This window comes from Paenibacillus sp. sg306046 (assembly GCF_059821225.1).
This window is the reverse complement of record NZ_JCAMRT010000006.1, coordinates 180,635-199,965: the sequence shown is the minus strand read 5'-3', so window position 1 is coordinate 199,965 and position 19,331 is coordinate 180,635. Positions and strand designations below refer to the sequence as shown.

General features: G+C 57.1%; 21 protein-coding genes. All 21 read right to left on the bottom strand.

Features of this window, described 5'->3' with window-relative positions; translation table 11 throughout:
- Positions 1–119: 119 nt before the first annotated feature.
- The 21 genes from AC6ROY_RS08620 to AC6ROY_RS08520 all read right to left on the bottom strand — a co-directional run bounded on the left by AC6ROY_RS08620 (position 120) and on the right by AC6ROY_RS08520 (position 19,231).
- Complete coding sequence (locus tag AC6ROY_RS08620; protein ID WP_500099814.1) at positions 120–1,208, bottom strand: prephenate dehydrogenase; 1,089 nt, start codon at positions 1,206–1,208, stop codon at positions 120–122.
- Positions 1,205–2,302, bottom strand: coding sequence for a histidinol-phosphate transaminase (gene hisC, locus AC6ROY_RS08615; RefSeq protein WP_500099813.1), 1,098 nt, complete (start codon positions 2,300–2,302; stop codon positions 1,205–1,207). Before hisC ends, AC6ROY_RS08620 begins: the two co-directional genes overlap by 4 nt.
- Positions 2,303–2,520: 218 nt before the next feature.
- Positions 2,521–3,330, bottom strand: coding sequence for a tryptophan synthase subunit alpha (trpA, locus tag AC6ROY_RS08610; protein WP_500099812.1), 810 nt, complete (start codon positions 3,328–3,330; stop codon positions 2,521–2,523).
- Positions 3,317–4,522, bottom strand: coding sequence for a tryptophan synthase subunit beta (trpB, locus tag AC6ROY_RS08605; protein WP_500099811.1), 1,206 nt, complete (start codon positions 4,520–4,522; stop codon positions 3,317–3,319). The genes trpA and trpB overlap by 14 nt, the downstream gene beginning before the upstream one ends.
- On the bottom strand, positions 4,515–5,393 hold the full coding sequence (locus tag AC6ROY_RS08600) for a phosphoribosylanthranilate isomerase (protein ID WP_500099809.1): 879 nt from the start codon (positions 5,391–5,393) through the stop codon (positions 4,515–4,517). Before AC6ROY_RS08600 ends, trpB begins: the two co-directional genes overlap by 8 nt.
- A gap of 1 nt (position 5,394) precedes the next feature.
- Positions 5,395–6,228 carry an indole-3-glycerol phosphate synthase TrpC gene (gene trpC, locus AC6ROY_RS08595; RefSeq protein WP_500099808.1) on the bottom strand — a complete coding sequence of 278 codons (834 nt, stop codon included), beginning with the start codon at positions 6,226–6,228 and terminating at the stop codon, positions 5,395–5,397.
- Positions 6,218–7,267 carry an anthranilate phosphoribosyltransferase gene (gene trpD, locus AC6ROY_RS08590; protein ID WP_500099807.1) on the bottom strand — a complete coding sequence of 350 codons (1,050 nt, stop codon included), beginning with the start codon at positions 7,265–7,267 and terminating at the stop codon, positions 6,218–6,220. The genes trpC and trpD overlap by 11 nt, the downstream gene beginning before the upstream one ends.
- 38 nt (positions 7,268–7,305) lie before the next feature.
- Positions 7,306–8,844: an anthranilate synthase component I gene (trpE, locus tag AC6ROY_RS08585; RefSeq protein ID WP_500099806.1), complete on the bottom strand. Its 1,539-nt coding sequence runs from the start codon at positions 8,842–8,844 to the stop codon at positions 7,306–7,308.
- A gap of 340 nt (positions 8,845–9,184) precedes the next feature.
- Entirely contained in the window at positions 9,185–9,562 is a 378-nt protein-coding gene (gene aroH, locus AC6ROY_RS08580; protein ID WP_500099805.1) for a chorismate mutase, read from the bottom strand.
- Between the two features lies 1 nt (position 9,563).
- Positions 9,564–10,673, bottom strand: coding sequence for a 3-dehydroquinate synthase (gene aroB, locus AC6ROY_RS08575; protein ID WP_500099804.1), 1,110 nt, complete (start codon positions 10,671–10,673; stop codon positions 9,564–9,566).
- Positions 10,674–10,695: 22 nt separating this feature from the next.
- A complete protein-coding gene (gene aroC, locus AC6ROY_RS08570; protein ID WP_500099893.1) occupies positions 10,696–11,865 on the bottom strand; it encodes a chorismate synthase in 1,170 nt (389 codons plus the stop codon).
- Positions 11,866–12,099: 234 nt separating this feature from the next.
- Complete coding sequence (locus AC6ROY_RS08565; RefSeq protein WP_500099803.1) at positions 12,100–12,264, bottom strand: hypothetical protein; 165 nt, start codon at positions 12,262–12,264, stop codon at positions 12,100–12,102.
- 87 nt (positions 12,265–12,351) lie between these two features.
- Positions 12,352–13,128 (bottom strand): CheR family methyltransferase, encoded by a 777-nt coding sequence (locus AC6ROY_RS08560; protein WP_500099802.1) that lies wholly within the window; start codon positions 13,126–13,128, stop codon positions 12,352–12,354.
- A 30-nt stretch (positions 13,129–13,158) separates the two neighbouring features.
- Positions 13,159–13,602: a nucleoside-diphosphate kinase gene (gene ndk, locus AC6ROY_RS08555; RefSeq protein WP_500099801.1), complete on the bottom strand. Its 444-nt coding sequence runs from the start codon at positions 13,600–13,602 to the stop codon at positions 13,159–13,161.
- 64 nt (positions 13,603–13,666) lie between these two features.
- Positions 13,667–14,641 (bottom strand): polyprenyl synthetase family protein, encoded by a 975-nt coding sequence (locus AC6ROY_RS08550; protein WP_500099800.1) that lies wholly within the window; start codon positions 14,639–14,641, stop codon positions 13,667–13,669.
- Positions 14,638–15,501 carry a menaquinone biosynthetic enzyme MqnA/MqnD family protein gene (locus AC6ROY_RS08545; RefSeq protein WP_500099799.1) on the bottom strand — a complete coding sequence of 288 codons (864 nt, stop codon included), beginning with the start codon at positions 15,499–15,501 and terminating at the stop codon, positions 14,638–14,640. The genes AC6ROY_RS08550 and AC6ROY_RS08545 overlap by 4 nt, the downstream gene beginning before the upstream one ends.
- On the bottom strand, positions 15,461–16,093 hold the full coding sequence (locus AC6ROY_RS08540; protein ID WP_500099798.1) for a UbiX family flavin prenyltransferase: 633 nt from the start codon (positions 16,091–16,093) through the stop codon (positions 15,461–15,463). The genes AC6ROY_RS08545 and AC6ROY_RS08540 overlap by 41 nt, the downstream gene beginning before the upstream one ends.
- Positions 16,090–16,962 carry a UbiA-like polyprenyltransferase gene (locus tag AC6ROY_RS08535; protein ID WP_500099797.1) on the bottom strand — a complete coding sequence of 291 codons (873 nt, stop codon included), beginning with the start codon at positions 16,960–16,962 and terminating at the stop codon, positions 16,090–16,092. Before AC6ROY_RS08535 ends, AC6ROY_RS08540 begins: the two co-directional genes overlap by 4 nt.
- A gap of 5 nt (positions 16,963–16,967) precedes the next feature.
- Complete coding sequence (locus tag AC6ROY_RS08530; protein WP_500099795.1) at positions 16,968–17,702, bottom strand: demethylmenaquinone methyltransferase; 735 nt, start codon at positions 17,700–17,702, stop codon at positions 16,968–16,970.
- A gap of 13 nt (positions 17,703–17,715) precedes the next feature.
- Positions 17,716–18,594: a heptaprenyl diphosphate synthase component 1 gene (locus tag AC6ROY_RS08525; protein ID WP_500099794.1), complete on the bottom strand. Its 879-nt coding sequence runs from the start codon at positions 18,592–18,594 to the stop codon at positions 17,716–17,718.
- A gap of 97 nt (positions 18,595–18,691) precedes the next feature.
- The gene (locus AC6ROY_RS08520) at positions 18,692–19,231 is read right to left on the bottom strand and encodes a hypothetical protein (protein WP_500099792.1); all 540 of its coding nucleotides are present in this window, start codon (positions 19,229–19,231) and stop codon (positions 18,692–18,694) included.
- Positions 19,232–19,331: the final 100 nt, after the last annotated feature.

Sequence of the window (19,331 nt, the reverse complement as noted above, 5' to 3'; positions counted from 1 at the left end):
GATAGGAGTGGAGAGAAACCATACTGTACTTTTATTATATGTATCCGTTTTCAATCTGTCAACACTTTTTTTGAAAACGTTTCCTCGTAAATGCCGGTCCACTAGCGCGAAAGAAAAGACTACACGTAAACCGCGTAGTCTTTCTTGAGCAGCTCCAGCGCCTTGTCCATGTCGCCTTCCTCGCGGAACGACAGCCGCAGGACGCCCGGCAAGTTTTCCCGGCTTTCGATGACCTGAATGTTGCTCAGATTCACCCGGTAGCTGCCAAGCAGCATCGTAATCTGCCCGATGACGCCCGGATGATCCGGCACATCGACGTACACATCGTAAAAGGCATGAATCACGCCCTTCCGGCGCTCCGGCAAGCCGCCGCGGAACTCTCCCGCCCGCTGGAACTCCCGTTCGATGCCATCGCCGTCCCCTTGCTCAATCAGCTGAATGAAGCCTGCGATCTCCTCGTTCCAATCCTTGAGCAGGCGCAGCACCGCCCCCTGATTCGTCAGCAAAATATCACGCCAAATAATCGGATCGCTCGACGCGATTCGCGTAATATCACGGAAGCCGCCGGCCGCAAGAATTTGATACAGCTCGTTGGTCTCATTGTAACGCGCAATTTGATTCACTAGCGCCACCGCGATAATATGCGGCAGATGGCTGATCGCGCCGACAATTTCATCATGCAGCACCGGCTCGACCTTCACCAGATGCGCGCGCGTATGCTGCAGCAGCTCGGCCAGCCTGCCATAGGCTTCGTCCGGCACATCCGGCCCCGGCGACAGCACATAGAAAGCATTTTCATACAAACGCGAGCTGGCCGCCTCCACGCCCGACTTTTCCTTGCCCGCCATCGGATGTCCGCCGATAAACACCGCGTCGCCGAAATCCAGCCCGGCTGCAGCTGCAGCCACCGAAGCCTTCGTGCTGCCCACATCTGTAATGATGCAGCCCGGCTTCAGCTTCAGCGCTGCCAGCTCGCGCAAATAATCTCCCAGCATGCCTACAGGCACGCACAGAAAAATAAAATCGGCGTCCGCGGCCGCTTCCGCAAGCGAGGTCGTCGCGTAATCGACCACCTCGCGCTTCATATATTTTTCTACGGAAGCGGGATTGTTCGAATGACCGACCACCTGCAGACCGGGCTTGCCCTTGAAGGACAACGCCAGCGAGCCGCCGATCAGCCCAACTCCGAAAATCGCGATTTTCGTCATGCCGTTACTTCGCCCAGCGTATGGCGCAATGCGTCCAGAAACTTGCTGTTTTGTTCTTCGCTGCCTACGGTTACGCGGATTTTGGTCGGGTAGCCCCAGCTCGGATCATGCCGGACAATGATTCCTTGACGCAGCAGGCTTTGGAACACCGCTCCGCCCGGACGCTCCACATCAACCATGATAAAGTTGCCGTGCGCCTCGAAGCAGGACAGCTTGAGCTCGGCAAACGCAGCTTGCAGCTGACGAATGCCTTTCGCGTTGGCATCGCGACAAAATTCGATAAAGCCGGTGTCGCGAACCGACGCAAGCGCTGCCTTCTGCGCATAGCTGGTCGTATTAAACGGCTCTCTCACCTGATTGACGGAACGGATCAGCTCGGCATGTCCGACGCCATACCCGATCCGCAAGGAAGCGAGACCAAAAATTTTGGAGAAGGTGCGCAGCACGACAATGTTTTTGTACGTATCCAACAGCTTGATGCTGTCCGGGAATTGCCCGGTTACATTGTATTCAACATACGCTTCGTCAAGCACGACCATCACTCTATCCGGCACCGCGTCCAGGAAAGCGGTCAGCTCGGCTTCATCCAGCATCGTACCCGTCGGATTGTTCGGGTTGCACACCCAAATAATTTTCGTCTTGTCCGTTACCTTGGACAGCATGGCCGCGAGATCATGCTTGCCGTCGGCATCGACAGGCACTTCAATTACCTTCGCTCCTTCAACCTCCGCATTGTGCTTGTACTGCGGGAAGGTCGGGAACGCGGTGATCGTTTCGTCCTCTGACGTCAAGAATGCGCGCGCGATCATCAGGATGACTTCATCAGAGCCGGCGCCGAAAATGAGCTGGTTCGACTGCACACCCAGCGCTTCCGCTACAGCCTGGGTCAGCTCGACAGCGCCGCCGTCCGGATAAATGCTCGTCTGCTCAACGGCCGCGATAATCGCTTCCTTCGCCTTTGGCGAGCAGCCGAACGGATTTTCATTCGAAGCCAGCTTGATGACTTCGGTCAAGCCAAGCTCGCGTTTCACTTCTTCAATCGGTTTGCCCGGCTGATAGACCGGCAAATGTACAATATTTTTTTTGGGTTGCATCGTAACTTCACCTCATTGGAAATGGTTCCTTGCGGAAAGGATTCAATGGTTCATTTGACAACTATATGCAGACAGTCGGATTTCATTTTACCTCATTTGCCAGTGCCGTTCCAGCCATTTTTTTCTGTAAAGCGGTAAAGGACGACAAGGGTCAATCGGCTATACAGCAAAATCCCTCCAAAACCGTCGGTTTCAGAGGGATCAGCCAGCAAAAAATGTCAGGAAATCAGCTCACGGACAAATTGGTGAATACGTGCCAGACCGGCTTCGCGGGTCGCCGGATCATCCAGCTGCGGCAGCGCCTCAGCAACTTGGCGTACAAGCGCGCTGCCGACGACAATGCCGTCGCAGACGCCGGAAAACCGTGCGAATTGCTCACGGCTGGAGATGCCGAAGCCGATCGCAATCGGCAGACTGGTGGACGCTTTGACTGTCGCCAAAAAATCGTCGATGCCGGTATGGAACTCGGTCCGCGTCCCCGTGACGCCAAGCGAGGAAACACAATAGACGAAGCCGCTGGCGCGCGAAGCGATCCGCTCTACGCGCTCCTTGGACGTCGGAGCAACCAGCGGAATCAGATGGATGTTATACGCTGCGGCAATGGCCCGCAGCTCCGCATCCTCCTCCATCGGCAGATCAGGAATAATCAAGCCGCTGATATCGCTTTGCTGCAGCAGAGGGAACAGCCGCTCCAGCCCGGTTTGCAGCACCGGATTATAGTAAGTGAACAAAATAAATGGAAGCTCGCTGCCTTCCGCACGCGCCTGCCGAGCCACCTCGATGCAATCGAGAATGGTAATCCGGTTGCGGCTGAGCGCACGCATCGACGAAGCTTGAATAACCGGGCCGTCAGCCAGCGGGTCCGAATACGGCACGCCCAGCTCGACCATCGCAGCGCCCGCTTTTTCCAAGGTGTGAATAAGTTCAATCGACGTCCGCACATCCGGATCTCCGATTGTAATAAACGGTATAAACGCCGTCTGCTGTTGTTCCTTCAACGCGGCAAATTTTTGATCAATGCGATTCATCAGCCGGTCCTCCCAACACTTGCATGATCGCTTCCACGTCCTTGTCGCCCCGTCCGGACAAGCTGACCACGATAATCTCGTCCTTGCTCATTTGCGGCGCGCGCTTGATCGTCTCGGCAATCGCATGCGCGCTTTCCAGCGCAGGAATAATGCCTTCCTGACGGCTGAGCAGCTGCAGCGCGTCCAACGCCTCCTTGTCGGAGATCGGCACGTATTCCGCACGCTTCGTGTCCTTCAAGTGAGAATGCTCAGGGCCAATCCCCGGGTAATCCAGCCCGGCCGAGATGGAATGCGCCTCTTGAACCTGACCATGCTTATCCTGCAGCAAATAGCTGAACGAGCCCTGGAAGACGCCCGTCGTCCCGCGTGTCATCGTCGCCGCATGCTTGTCCGTGTCGATGCCGTGACCGGCCGCCTCCACGCCAACCAGCTTAACGCCGTCATCCTGCAGAAACGGATAAAACATCCCGATCGCATTGCTGCCGCCGCCGACTGCCGCAATGACCGTATCCGGCAGCCGTCCCTCCAGCTCCAAAATCTGCTTGCGTGCCTCGTCGCCGATAATACGCTGGAAGTCGCGCACCATGACCGGGTACGGGTGCGGGCCGGTCGCCGAGCCAAGAATGTAATACGTGTCCTCAACATGGCTGACCCAATAGCGCAGCGTTTCATTGCAGGCATCCTTGAGCGTGCGCGTCCCGGAAGTGACCGGAACGACCTCGGTGCCGAGCAGGTTCATCCGGAATACGTTGAGCTGCTGGCGCTTGATATCCTCCTCGCCCATAAACACCTTGCATTCGAAGCCAAACAAGGCGGCGACGGTTGCGGTTGCAACGCCGTGCTGGCCTGCGCCCGTCTCGGCGATAATTTTTTTCTTGCCCATCCGCTTGGCCAGCAAGCCTTGCGCCAGCGCGTTGTTGATTTTATGCGCGCCCGTATGGTTCAGGTCCTCGCGCTTCAAATAAATTTTCGCCCCGCCCAAATGCTCGGTCAGCCGGCCTGCATAATACAGCGACGTAGGACGCCCCGAGTACCGGTGCAGCCAGTAATGCAGCTCCTCCTGAAAGGAGGCTTCCTTTGAATGCGTCTGGAACGCCTGCTCCAGCTCGATCAATGCGTTCATCAGCGTCTCGGGCACGTAGCGCCCGCCGAATTTGCCGAAGCGTCCATGCTCGTCCGGTCCGTTAAACACTTGCTTTCACCCTTTCGACAAACGTTGTAATTTTTCCGATATCTTTCACGCCATCCGTCTCCACGCCGCTCGACACATCGACGCCGACGGGTTTGTACGCCGTCAGCAGCTCACCTACGTTATCCGGCTGCAAGCCGCCCGCCACGAGCAGCGGCAAACCGGCCGCCCGGCACCATGCCGCATACGGCGGGATCGCGCTCCAATCGAAAGCATGGCCGGAGCCGCCGCCATAAATCGGGTCCAGCGTATCAAGCAGCACGCCGTCTACCGCATCCCGGTACGGACCGAGCTGAGCTTCGACCGCCGCTGCGAGGCGCGCGGCATCAAGCTCGGCGGACGCGATTGCCCCCAGCTCTTCCCCCGCTGCTGTGATTCCCGTCGCGTCAGAGTTAGACTCGGCGGCTCCTGCCGCCGGCGGCCGCGGCTTGCTGTCTGCCGCTTCCGCGTGATCCGGCTGCGGCTCCTGCACCGGCAAGGCTGCGCCAGCATGCCCACGGACTGCTGCTGCAGCTTCCTCTGTATCGCGCGCTTGCAGCGAAAACGCCTTGAGCACCTCAGCGCCGGGAAACCGCGCCTTCACCTCGCGGCAAAAGCCCGGCGCCTCCTGCCCATGCAGCTGAATCACGTCCAGCGCAGCCTCAGCCATCACTTCGCCGAGCTGCTCCAGCGAAGGGTTGACGAACACGCCCGTCACCTTGATCAGCCGGCAGGGGCTAGCTGCACGGATCGCTGCGATCATGGCGGCCGCTTGCTCAGCGCCGACCTGGCGTTTGCTGCGTGCAAACACCAGACCGATATAATCAACCGGCAGCCGCGCCACCTGCTCCGCCTGCTCCGTCGTCCGCAGTCCGCAGATTTTGACCAGCGCCATCCTAGTCGCCCTGCCCCGGTGCTGCGGCGGTCGGTAACCCATCGGCTGCGCCGAGCGGTCCCATCAGCCCGTGAACCGCCTCCGCCACGTCCGGCTGGCGCATGAAATGCTCGCCGACCAGCACCGCATGCGAGCCGACCGAGCGCAGCCAGTTGATTTCCGCCGCATTCGAGATGCCGCTTTCGCTGACTACGGTGATACCGGACGGAATAAAGGCCGTCAGCTCCTCCGTCGTTTTGAGATCCGTCACAAACGTCTTGAGGTTGCGGTTGTTGATGCCAACCATCGACGGCCCCAGCTCCAGCACACGCTCCAGCTCAGGACGGTCATGCACCTCGATCAGCACATCCAGCCCGATGGAGCGGGCGATTGTCTGAAACTCCTTCATCTGCCCGGTTGTCAAAATCGCCGCAATCAGTAAAATCGCATCCGCGCCGATCGCGCGTGCCTCATAAATTTGATGCGGGTCAATCGTGAAGTCCTTGCGCAGCAGCGGCACATTCACGGCTTCTCTTACTCGGGTCAAATACTCGTTGGCCCCTTGAAAATACTGCACATCGGTCAGCACGGATATGCAATCCGCCCCGGCCTGCTCATAGTGCCGAGCCAGCGCAACCGGCTCGAAGTCATCACGGATCAGCCCTTTGGACGGGGATGCCTTCTTTACTTCGGCGATCAGCCCCATCGGACGCTTCCGACCTGCGCTTACCGCACGTTCAAAGCCCAAGCATGCCGGCATGCTTGCAATTTGCTTCTCCAGCTCCGCAAGGGTCACGGCTTCCTGCAGCAAGGCAACCTCCTGCCGCTTCGTTGCTACAATTCGATCAAGAAACATGGCTCAACTCTCCCGTACATTGAACTAACTGCTCCAGCTTCGCCGCCGCCCGGCCGCTATCAATCGTCTCCGCCGCCAGCTCCACACCGGCACGCAGCGTCTCCGCCTTGCCTGTCACATAAAAGCAGGCGCCCGCGTTCGCCAGCACAATATCCCGGCAAGCGCCGCGCGCCCCGCCGAAAATATCGCGGATAATTGCCGCGTTCACCGTTGCGTCCCCGCCGACAACCTCTTTCATCGCATACGGCTGCAACCCAAGCTCTTCCGGCGAAATTTCCGTTGTCCGGATATCGCCGTCCCGCAGCTCGGTGACCTGCGTCGCATCCGAGATGCTGATTTCGTCCAGTCCGTCATGACTGGCGACCACCAGCGCGCGTTTGACGCCTAACGCCTGCATCACATGAGCGATCGTCTCCGTTTTGCTGCGGTCGAAAATGCCCAGCACCTGACGGTCAGCTCCCGCCGGATTCGTCAGCGGACCAAGCAGATTGAAAACGGTGCGGAAGCCAAGCTCCCGCCGCGAAACCGCCACATGCTTCATCGACTGGTGATAAAGCTGGGCAAACATAAAGCAAATACCCGCCCGCTCCAGGCAAACCGCCGCCTGCTCGTGATTAAGCTGGATATTGACGCCCAGCGCCTCCAGCACGTCCGCGCTGCCGCTTTTGCTGGACATCGCCCGGTTGCCGTGCTTGGCGACGCGGATGCCTCCTGCCGCCGCGACGATCGCGGCCGTTGTCGAAATGTTAAACGTGTCTGCGCCGTCGCCGCCTGTGCCGCATGTATCCAGCAGGTTGGACTGCTCCGTGAGCACATGGCTTGACTTGGCGCGCATCGTCTCGGCAAAGCCGGCGATTTCCTCGATCGTCTCGCCCTTCATCCGCAGAGCCGTCAGCAAGGCGCCAATTTGCGTCGGCGTTGCTCCGCCCTCCATGATGACATCCATCACATCGCGCGCTTCCGCTCTGGTCAGATGCTGCAGGCCGATAAATTGCTGCACCGCTTGCTGGACCGTCATTTTCACGGCTTCCGTCGTCATGACTCTGTTCGCCCCTCTCCCGTATGCTTTACACCCGTCTACATATAATCGTGGTTCGTTAGCGTCATTTCACGCGGCTTCGGCGCAAATACCGCCTCGGCGATCCGAATCGCCTTCAGCATGCCCATCGACTTGTTCACCGTCTCCTGGTATTCGCTCTCCGGCACCGAATCCCACACAATGCCGGCCCCGGCCTGCACATACGCCTTGCCGTTCTTGAAAATGATCGTGCGAATCGTGATACACGTATCCAGATTGCCCGAAAAGCCAAGATAGCCGATTGCGCCTGCATACGCGCCGCGCGCCTCGTTTTCCAGCTCTGCAATAATTTCCATCGCCCGCAGCTTCGGCGCGCCGGACACCGTACCCGCCGGCATGCAGGAAATAAATGCATCGTAGAAGTCCTTGTCCTTGGCCAGCTTGCCGGACACGTTCGAGACGATATGCATCACATGCGAGTAACGCTCAATTTCCATAAAGGTGTCGCATTTCACGGAGCCAAACTCCGACACGCGTCCGATATCATTGCGGCCCAGATCAACCAGCATCAGATGCTCGGCGCGTTCCTTCTCGTCAGCCAGCAGCTCCAGCTCCAGCTCGGCATCGCGCTCCGGCGTCTTGCCGCGCGGCCGCGTACCGGCAATCGGGCGGGTTTCCACCTTCTCGTCCTCGACCCGTACGAGCAGCTCCGGCGACGTGCCGACGATGACCTCATCGTCCATCTTGAGCACATACATGTACGGGGACGGGTTCATCGTGCGCAAAATCCGGTAAACCTGCAGAGGCGTCACCGCCGTTTCGATCTCGAAGCGCTGCGACAGCACGACCTGGAAAATATCGCCGGCGCGAATATACGCCTTCGCCTTCTCGACATTCCCGATGAACTGCTCCTTGGTCAAATTCGACTTGACCTCACCCAGCGGCACATCGTCCGGAATCGGCCGGTTTGCCAGCGACAACGACGGCAGCGGACGGCGCAGCCGTTCGATCGTAGCTTCGATTTTCAGGCAGGTCGCTTCATAAGCGGCCACAATATCAGCGTCCGTGCCGTGCTTGGGCACATGCACATTGGCGATGACCTTGAGCTGCTGCTTGAAGTGGTCGAACACGATCACCTGATCGCAGAACATAAATTCCACATCGTTCATCTGCAAGTCATCGTGCCGGTGCGCAGGCAGCTTCTCGTAATATTGCAGCAGGTCGTAGCCAAAAAAACCGACGGCGCCGCCTGTAAACCGGGGAAGATCGGGCAGCGACGGACTGCGGTAAGCGCGGAGATACGCCTTCAGCACCTCCAGCGGCTTGTCTTGCACCGTTTTCGTTCCTTCCGGGCCTTCGACGACGGTTTCTCCCTGCTTGGACCGAAACATCATGAACGGGTCCGTGCCGATAAACGAGTAGCGCGCCCATTTGACGCCGCCCTCCACGCTTTCCAGCAGGAAGGAGCGTTTCTCCTCATAAAAATGCTGGAAGACGCGGATCGGGGTTTCTGTATCGGCCATCAACGTACGCACAACGGGAATCAGGTTGTACGATTGCGCCAGCCGGATCACTTCCTGGGCTTCGGGTGTGTACATCTTCATCTCTCCTCTACTCGTCCACAGCGGACCGGATACTCAAGGCTCGTTAAACATTCCGTACCATTAAAAAAAGCCTCTACGCAAGGTAGAGGCGTGATTCCAGCAGAGAACGAATAGTTCCGGCAACGATTCCATAATCAGCTATTTAACAGAAAAGAAGCAGCGCGCATGAAAAAAATAAGACCTGTACGCTTCGCACAAACTCCACCTGCAAATGGGCTAACCTGGATCTTGCCTGACTCAACTCAACTCGTCTGATCTGTGCTCTGCTCTCGCTCTACTCTGCTAACAGCCCGTGACTCTCACAGGCTCGTTACGGTTCACTATACTACCTTCGCTATGCATTTGTCAAATTCGATAAATCCGGACGCAAACGCATCGCATCACGCAAATACACGTGGTGAATGTCGGCTTGCTTCTTGTCCGTATTCACCGTTACCATCAGACGGATGCAGCGCGGCAAGCCGCCCTCCACCGGAATTTCGACCGAACACATCAGCGGGACGAACTCCCAACCGTCCAGCCGGCGAATCACACTGGCAGGGAAGGTTGCCGTCAAGTCCTGCGTCACCGTAATGAACACATTTGCGATGTCCTCCGGCATAATGCCGTTCTCATGCACCAGCTGGGACAGCAGCTCCAGCGTTGCGTCCAAAATTTCCTTTTCTTCGTTATGCTCTACCGTAATCGCACCGCGAATTCCCCGTACGAACATGTCAATCCTCCTGTTTTAACCGCTCCACAATGTCTCTGACGAGCGCTGCGGACACCGTTTTGTTGATCTCGACCTGACCGATTTCCGTCGGCACGATGTAGACCATCCGGCCTTCCTTAAATTTCTTGTCATGCATCATAGCCGACATGATTGCATCCGTGTCAACATGCGACGGGATACGCACAGGCAGCCCGAACTTGCGGAAGATCCGCTCCGTAACCTCAAGCACGTGCGGCGGGTTGCCGAGCTCCACCGACAGCATCGCAGCGCCAACCATGCCGATCGCAATCGCTTCGCCGTGCAGCAGCTCGCCGTAGCCTGCGACCGCTTCCAGCGCGTGTCCGATCGTATGACCCAAATTCAAAATCGCCCGCAGGTCGTTTTCCCGCTCATCCTGTGATACCACCGCAGCCTTGACGCCGCAGCCCTTGTAAAGCCCGTACTGCAGCGCCTCCGGATCAAGTCCGGTCAGCCGCTCCGCGTTGTCCTCGCACCACGCAGTAAATTCCGCATCCCAGATCAGCCCGTGCTTGATCATCTCCGACAACCCGGCCCGGACGTCGCGGTCCGGCAGCGAGAGGAGCGTCGACGTATCGTACAGCACGAATTCAGGCTGGTGGAACGCGCCAATAATGTTTTTAGCGAGCGGATGGTTCACGGCTACCTTGCCGCCAACGCTGCTGTCATGCGCCAAAATCGTCGTCGGCATTTGCACGAACCGGACGCCGCGCATATAGCTGGCCGCAACAAAACCCGCCAGATCGCCGACTACGCCGCCACCAAGCGCTACGACCGCCGATTTCCGGTCCAGCCCCGCCTCCAGACAGGTCGTGATCACGTCCTCCAGCACGCGCAGCGACTTCGATTTCTCACCGGCCTCAACCGTGTGGGAAACCGGCTTGAAGCCGGCCTCCTGCAAACGATCCATGACCGGCTGCAAATAACGGCCCGCCACATGCGAATCGGTCACGATCAGCAGCGGCGATACCTTCGAGATGCCATGCTTGTCGAAATAACCGGCTATTCCGTCAAGCAGTCCCTCCCCGATATAAATCGGGTAGGAGCGCTCGTCCAGCTTCACTTCCAGCTCTTTGACCACCGGCTTGTTCATCAGCTTCTCTCACCCGCGCTTTCTAGTAGCTCTTGATTTGCTCCAAGTAGCTGTTGTAGTTGTTGCGGATTTCCTCAATCGAGTCGCCGCCGAATTTCTCCATGAATGCACTGGCTACTTCCCAGGCTACGACATTTTCCAGAATAACGCCTGCCGCCGGAACCGCGCACGTATCGGAACGCTCGACCTGTGCCGTGAACGCTTCCTTCGTGTCGATATCCACGCTTTGCAGCGCCTTGTAAAGTGTCGAAATCGGCTTCATCACCGCGCGCACAACGATCGGCTCGCCCGTCGTCATGCCGCCCTCAAAGCCGCCTGCGCGATTTGTCGCCCGGTAAAACCCGCGTCCTTCCTCATGCAAAATTTCATCATGCACCGCCGAGCCGCGGCGTTCGGCCGCCTCGAAGCCGATGCCGAATTCCACGCCCTTGAACGCCTGGATCGAAAGCACCGCCTGCGCAATCCGTCCGTCAAGCTTGCGATCCCACTGCACATGGCTGCCAAGACCCGAAGGCACGCCTTCGATGATACATTCGATCACTCCGCCAAGCGTGTCGCCGTCCAGCTTCGCTGCATCAATCGCGGCGATCATCCGCGCTTCCGCTTCCTTGTCCGTCACGCGTACAGGCGACTCCTCGGTGATGCGGATCAACTCGTCAATCGGCAGCTCCTGCCGCTGCGCTTCTACCTCGCCGATCCGAACAACTTGTCCGGCCACCTTGATGCCGAATTCCTTCAGCAGCTCGCGCGCCATACCGCCGACCGCTACGCGCATCGTCGTTTCACGCGCGCTGGAGCGCTCCAAAATATTACGCAGATCACGCTGGTTATACTTCAAGCCGCCATTCAGGTCGGCGTGTCCCGGACGCGGACGGTTAACCCGACGTTTCGTCTCGTCGCTGCCCTCGATCGGCTCTATGTTCATGACGGAAGTCCAGTGCTTCCAGTCGTTGTTCTCTACCACCAGGGCGATTGGGGCGCCGGTTGTTTTGCCGTGGCGCACGCCGCCTACGATTTGCGCCGTATCCTTCTCAATCTGCATGCGACGACCGCGGCCGTATCCTTTTTGCCGACGGGCCAGCTGCTCGTTCACCGCTTCAAAATCCACGTTCACATTGCTGGGAAACCCTTCAATAATCGCCGTCAGCTGCGGCCCGTGCGTTTCTCCTGCTGTTAAATATCTCACCCAAATTATCCCCTTTCATCCGAAACCCCTGAGCCGGAAACCGGCCATTTCCAAAAACGCTTTAGCGCTTTTATGTACTGATTCCTTTGACTCATTATAGTATAGGCTTGCTGCTTTGACAAGGAATTGCAGGCAGAAAACCGGACGACCGCTCCCGCCCCTCGCGAAAAAAAATACGCCGGCAACGGGGCATCGCAGCCTCGTGCGGCGTATGTTGAGCGGGACGCGCAGCATCGCGCGCTACCCATTAACCGACTGCTTGCGCAGCTTGCCCGCAGCGGGCTTGCCGTGCGGATCATCGACCAGCCCCATAATTTGCAACGAATCGACGCCCAAAATCTGGGCGCATTCCTGCATCGTAATAAATCCGCGGCGATAGGCCGTAATGACTTTACGCTTGTCCATGCAAATCCTCCTGCCGTAGCTGACCCGGGCCTTACACCCGTTTAGGAACAGTATGGGATTGTTTGGCAGCGATTATTCAGCGCCCGCTTACATTTTCCGATAGAAAAACGTTTCTGCCGATTCCATCCCGTATTGGCCGGGGTTGAAAATTTGCTCAGTGCTGCCGACAAACAAAATGCCGCCCGGCCGGAGCGCATCCGCAAATTTCTGGTACAGCAGATGCTTCGCCTCCTCGGTGAAATAAATCATCACGTTGCGGCAGATGATCAAGTCATAGCCGGTATCAAACCTGTCCGTCAGCAGATTTCCCTTCTGGAACTTGATCGAGCGCTTCAAGGAATCGGCGATTTTGAACGTCATCTTTTCCTGCACATAATATTTTTGTAAATATTTGGACGGAACATCGCGGATCGAGCGGTCGGAATACACGGCATGCTTCGCTTTCTCCAGTGCGCCGTCGTCAATATCCGTCGCGGTCACCGAGCTGTCGCCCAACACGCCAAGCTCGGCCATAATCATCGCCAGCGTATACGGTTCCTCCCCCGTGGAGCAGGCTGCGCTCCAGCACTTGAGCCGCCGCGATCTGCGGATCATCTCCGGCAGAAACCGCTGCTCCAGCACCTCCCAGCGGTTCGGATTGCGCCAAAACTCCGAGACGTTAATCGTCATCCGGTCGAGAAATTCATAAAATAAGGCCTTGTCTTTCGTCATCGCATCGAAAAATGCGGCAAAGGTATTATAGCCCTTTTTCATCCGCAGCGTCGTCAGGCGGCGCTTCATCTGCGCTTCCTTGTATTGCGCCAGGTCGATGGATGTGTGATCCTTTACCTTTTTAATGAACCCTAGAAAATCCTGGTCCTCCATGCTGTCATCCCCACCCTTGTCAGCTGCGCATTAAATCCACTTTTGTACGGCTTTCGTATAACTGATCAGTTCCTCAGGCGCGAAAAAATTGGCGAGCTCGCGCTCTGCGCTTTCCGGCGAATCGGAGCCGTGGATCAGATTCAATCTCGTATGTATGGCAAAATCAGCGCGAATCGTGCCAGGCGCTGCCTCCAGCGCATCGGTTTTGCCGATCAGGCTGCGTGACAGACCGATCGCCCGGTCCCCCTCCCATACCATGGCAAATACCGGCCCGGAGGTGATGAACGCAACGAGTGGCTCAAAAAAGTCTTTGCCCGCATGCTCGGCGTAATGGCGTTCGGCCTGCTCCCGGCTCATTTGCAGCAGCTTCGCAGCGCGCAGCACCAGCCCCTTGCGCTCAAAGCGGGCGACGATGTCCCCAATCAGTCCCCGCTCAATGCCGTCCGGCTTGATCATCAAAAACGTTCTCTCCATTGTACACCTCTCCTCTCCTTTCTCTGCCTGACAACTGCTGCCGCCCTGCAACGGGTCATGATTGCTAGTAAGACCGATTGCCGATGAAGTGCGCAATGCCAGTTAAATCTTTCTTCGCCTGAATGTCCGGTAATTCCTGCAAGACCGCAATCGCTTTGTCAATATAACGGGAGGCAAGCGCTTCCGCCTGAGCAATCCCTTCGCTGCCGCGGATCATATCGAGTGCGTACCGCAGGTCAGTCTGCCCGTCACAGGCTTTGATCCGAGCCAGCTCTTCCAGCAACGCAGGCCGCAGACGCGGATTCCGCAAAGCAAAAATGACCGGAATCGTAATATTGCCCTGCCGCAGGTCGCTGCCGGGCGGCTTGCCGATTTCTTTCTCCGTCCCGCACAAATCAAGCAGGTCGTCGCGCACCTGGAACGCCATGCCGACGAAGTAGCCGAACTTGCGAAGCAGCTTCGCGGTCCGCTCCGGAGCGCCAGCCGCCATCGCTCCCAGCTGACAGCTGATCGCCAGCAGCAGCGCAGTTTTGCGCTTGATCCGCAGCAAATAATCGCGAACGGTCTGCTCCGTATGGTAGAAGAACCTAATTTGCTCCATTTCGCCGATGCTCATCTCAACCAGCGCCTTGGACATAATTTGATGGATCGCAGGCTGGTCGAGCTGCGTGACAATACTGAGCGCCTTCGCGAAAATATAGTCGCCCGTATACATCGCAATCCGGTTGTCCCACTTGGAACGCACCGTCAGCTGTCCGCGGCGCGTGTTCGCATCGTCAATCACATCGTCATGAACGAGGGAAGCCATATGAATCAGCTCCAGCGGCACGGCGACCAGCTTGATCCGCTCCAGATTGTATTGTCCGAACTTGCCTCCGAGCAGCACAAATACAGGGCGAATCCGCTTGCCCCCGGCCTTCAGCAGATGGAGCGAAGCGTCGCGCAGCAGCGGATGATCGACATCAATGCTGCGCTCCAATTCTTTTTCGATGCTGTGGATATCTTTCTTCAGCTTGGCGTACACATCCAATAATTTCATTCTGTCACCCGGGCTACCGAATTATCTTGCCAGATTTCCAATTGAACCTTATGCTGCAGAAACCCAAGCTCCACCGCATATTGATAATAAAGCTGCAAGCCTTCCCATTGCTTGGGGCCGAACTCGTAGCACAAATTCGAGAAGTAATGATGCCAATACTCCTTCGTGCCGCCGATCAGCCGCTGCGCCTCATCGACCAGCGACGTAAGATCAGCGAGCGACTTGCGCTTGCTTTCGAGGAAGGCGTTATAAATGTCGCTGACCAGCTCCGGCTGCTCCCTCACCACCTGCTTGCGAATCGTACAAACGGCAAAGGACATCCAGTGGCCCGTCAGCCGCGTCCATTCCTCAGCCAGATCGGTCACGATGTAACCGTTGTTCTCCCAGCTGGCTTTAATCGCATGATCGCCGATGATCAGCGCGGCATCCGCCTTGCGCATCATCGTATCCAGCTCCGGCTCCTCCGTCTGATACTGCACCTCGACCCGGTAAAACTTGGCCAAGATGATTTTGAGCAAATTTACGGTCGTCGCCGACGTCGTCGGCAGCGCAATGGTCGCTCCGTCCAGCTCAGCCAGCGGCTTGCGATGAAACAGCAGCAGGGAATGCACTTTGCCGAAGGCGCTGACCGACATATGCGGGAACAGCAAGTAATCATCGGCATGCTCGGCGTACGCAAAGGAAGAAATCGGACCGATGTCGATCCTCCCTTCGGCCATCGCTTTGTTTAGCTGCGTCGGCACCTGCTGGAATACTTCGAGCCGCTCGCCGAACGAGGCAAACGGAAAATAATAAAACAGCGGCCATACATTCGCAAAATCAATGCGTCCCATCCGTATGGGCTGATTGTTCGATCTCATGTGGCATACCCCATCTTTTGTACAAGTGATGTTCGATTTCCATAGCGTCCAGCACTTTTCCTACGATAAAGTCGACCATATCGTCGACGGTCTGCGGTCCCTGGTAGAAGGCTGGCATCGCCGGGATCATCCGCACGCCCAGACGGGCGAGCTTGAGCATGTTTTCGAGGTGAATCGCATGAAGCGGCGTCTCGCGCGGCACCAGAATCAGCTTTCGCCCTTCCTTCAGCATCACATCGGCCGTCCGCTCCAGCAAATTGTCCGACGCGCCGTTCGCCAGACTCGCCAGCGTTCCCATCGAGCACGGCAAAATAACCATGCCCTTCGTGAGGAATGAACCGCTGGCCGTCTTTGCACCGATATCCTGCACGGGCACGTATTCCACCGTTCCAGGCAAGTCCCCGAACTGCCTCGCGATCGTCTCCTGACGCCGCGACGTTTCCCAGCCCAGCTCCTCCTTCAGCACACGCCAGCCTGCATCGGTAATGACCAGATGGATATGCTCCTGCCGGGATAATAAAAAACGGCACAAGCGGACGCCGTAGGCGGCTCCGCTCGCTCCCGTTATACCGATTACCCAAGGCTTGTTCATGCGGCAAACACCACCAAATCAATGAATGTGAAAACAAACATGGCAACGCTAAGCATGCTGTTCATCGTAAAGAAGGCTGTGTTGACGCGGCTAAGATCGTTGGGCTTGACAATAAAATGCTCATAAAACAGCAGTCCAAACGACAGCAGCACCCCAACCAGATAAACCCATGCCAGCTCCGTCAGGAAATACAACCCGAGCAGCGAAGCGGCTGTGATGACATGGAACAAACGCGCCAGCACCAGCGACCTCGCAATCCCGAACCGCGCAGGAATCGAATGCAGCCCTTCCTTGCGGTCAAATTCCGTATCCTGGCAAGCGTAAATGACATCAAAGCCAGCCAGCCAAAACACGATGCCGACATAAAACACCATAGCCGTCAGCGTGATTTCGCCGGTTACGGCCACCCAGCCGCCAAGCGGCGCCAGCGCAATCGCAACGCCAAGGAAAATATGGCAGGCCCATGTGAACCGCTTCGTGTACGAATAAAACACCAGGAAAAATACGGCAATCGGCAACAGCTTCATGCACAGCGGATTCAAATTCGCGGCAGCCACAAACAGCAGCGCAAAGGAAAGAATAATAAATATAATAGCTTCCTTCGAGGAAATGAGTCCGGCCGGAATCGCACGCATCGCGGTGCGCGGATTTTTGGCGTCAAACACCTTGTCCACGACCCGATTGATGCCCATTGCGGCGCTGCGGGCGCCGATCATCGCCAGCAAAATCCAGCCGATTTGCCCCCAGGAGGGCAGCTGATGAAAGGTCACAACCGAGCCAAGCAGCGCCCCCATAAACGCAAACGGCAGCGCAAACAACGTATGCTCGATTTTGATCATTTCCATAAAAATGCGGGTCTTTCTCCACATGATGCTCAGTCTCCCTTGGACGTAGTTACGGCCGCAGGCTTAATCCCGATGTGCAGCGCCGCAATGCCGCTAAACAGCGGATACACGCGGACATCCGTCAAGCCTGTAGACCGGAAAATTTCCGCAAGCTGCTTATGATCCGGAAAGTGGACCAGCGACTCCGGCAGCCATTTGTACTGATCGTACTTTTTGGCGATCAGCTTCCCGAGCAACGGGAGAACCCTTTGAAAATAAAAATAATAAATCGCTTTAAACGGCTGCCACGTCGGCTTGGACAGCTCCAGCGACACGACCATGCCGCCCGGCTTAACCACCCGCTGCATCTCCTCGATCACCTTCACCAGATCAGGCACATTGCGCAGCGCAAACCCGATCGTTGCATAATCAAATGAATGGTCCGCAAACGGCAGCTCCATCGCGTTGCCGCGCACCAGCTCAATTTGCTTGTCCAAGCCAAGCCTGTCAATTTTCTGAGCGCCTACGTCCAGCATATTTTGGCTGAAGTCCAGACCGATCATCTTGCCGGAACGGCTGGCCTCGGCAAGGCTGATCGTCCAGTCGCAGGTGCCGCAGCATAAATCAATCGCCGTATCGCCAGGCTGGACGTTCATCTTGCGCATCGTAAATTCGCGCCATGCCTTATGGCGGCGAAAGCTGAGTATGTCGTTCATCAGGTCATACTTCGGAGCAATGCTCTCGAAGACGGAGTGAACGAATTGTTCCTTGGTCTTGCTGTCCATCACGGTCGTCACCTCATATTTCCTGAATAACCCGGCTGTCCGTGCCATGCCGGGAAGACAACTGATTGCGGTAAGGCTCCGCAAGCTGCTGCAGCTCCCGGGCCAGCCGCTCCGGCTCAAGCATCCGGAGCTTGTCCTGCAGCTCATTGAGACCAAGCTCCAGCATGTGCCGCAGCTGTGGAGTTACCTGATAGGCCAGCCACAGCGATCTCAGCTTGGCTTGGTCAGGCTCCGGTTGCTGGAGCAGCTTCTTTTCTTCCTTGGTCCCCTGTTGGAGCACATGCCAAAAACCCCAGCTATCGCGGTACTGCCGGGATGATTCGGAGCGCACCAGCTCATCGGTCAGCACCTCGCAACGCGTAAACAATTCAAGCAGCTCCGACCATAGCGGATAAACGTCGGCCTCCAAAATCTCCTTGAAGGACAAAAACAGCCGGGCCCTGATCTCAACGGACTGCCGGATGTATTCGTCTGCGGACAGCTTGAACTGCTTCATCAGCAGGTAAAGGTTCATCTTCAGCCGATTGGCTTCACAGATGGCGGCCGAGATCATCCGGATCAGCTCGATGTGGCCCGCCTGGGCCAACAGGTAATAAAACCGACTGCTGAAGTAGTCGCCCGCCAGCACCTGCAGCTGCCGCGCCCGGGAAGCCCGCATATCCTTGTCGTCATTGGTCAAGCTGACCGTATCATGCGTATCCAGTCCGAGCTGTACGAGACTCGTTACCAAGGTATAAAGCTCGCGATGGTCGGCCAGCGTGCTATGTCTGGCCAGGAAGGCGTACAACAGCCGGGCGCGCAGCTCGGCGAGTCCCGGCAAATCCGTGTGCCTGCGAATCATCTCATATTCCGTATAGGGTCTGGCTATTTCGGGAATCCGGTAAGTATCCATTATGTAAGCCTCCGAACCTTGCACAAAATGCTGCAATTCAATCCAAATCATTATAGCATAAACCGTACCGTAACGCATGCTGGCTTTCAAAGCCATTTCAAAGCGGTTGCGGCTTGTCGCGCTCCGTTCCATGACGCTCCTGCCAGACGGGCGTATAGGTCATCCGGTAATAGGTGTTCAGATACGAGCGAAGCTCAGCCTCGCCGGCAGGCGTATGCCTGGCCTCGCCTTGCGTCGCCTGCTCTCTCCTCGCGTCGGCAGCCACAAGCAGCTGGGCGCTCTGCTCCTGTCCCCGTGAAGCGTCCAGCACCCGGACAAACACCTGATTCAGGTTCGTGGACGCAGCAAACAGCGATCTTGGAATCTCATACACATCCTGCAGCGTAGCTGCAGAATCGGTCGTCGTCACAGCGACCAGATCAATCGACGCATACGTCCGGCTGACCTCAACGCGGCGAATGCGCAGATGCAGCGGCATGCGGGAGACGACATCCACAATATTCGCTTCCGTCACGGCGACCGGTTCGTTCATTCGAAATACGGTCGCCGTTTCATCCAGTCGCAGCATCAACAAGCAGCCGACTGCCACCCCGGTTGACAGCAGCGTCATCACTAACAAACGGGAAATCCATCTCACCGCGGACGTCCTCCTTGCTCCTTATCGTTTCGAAGGAAAGGTACGACCGGCTGAAGCCGCGAGCCGAATGGACCGTCCGCGGCCGGGCCTGATGCTGCCC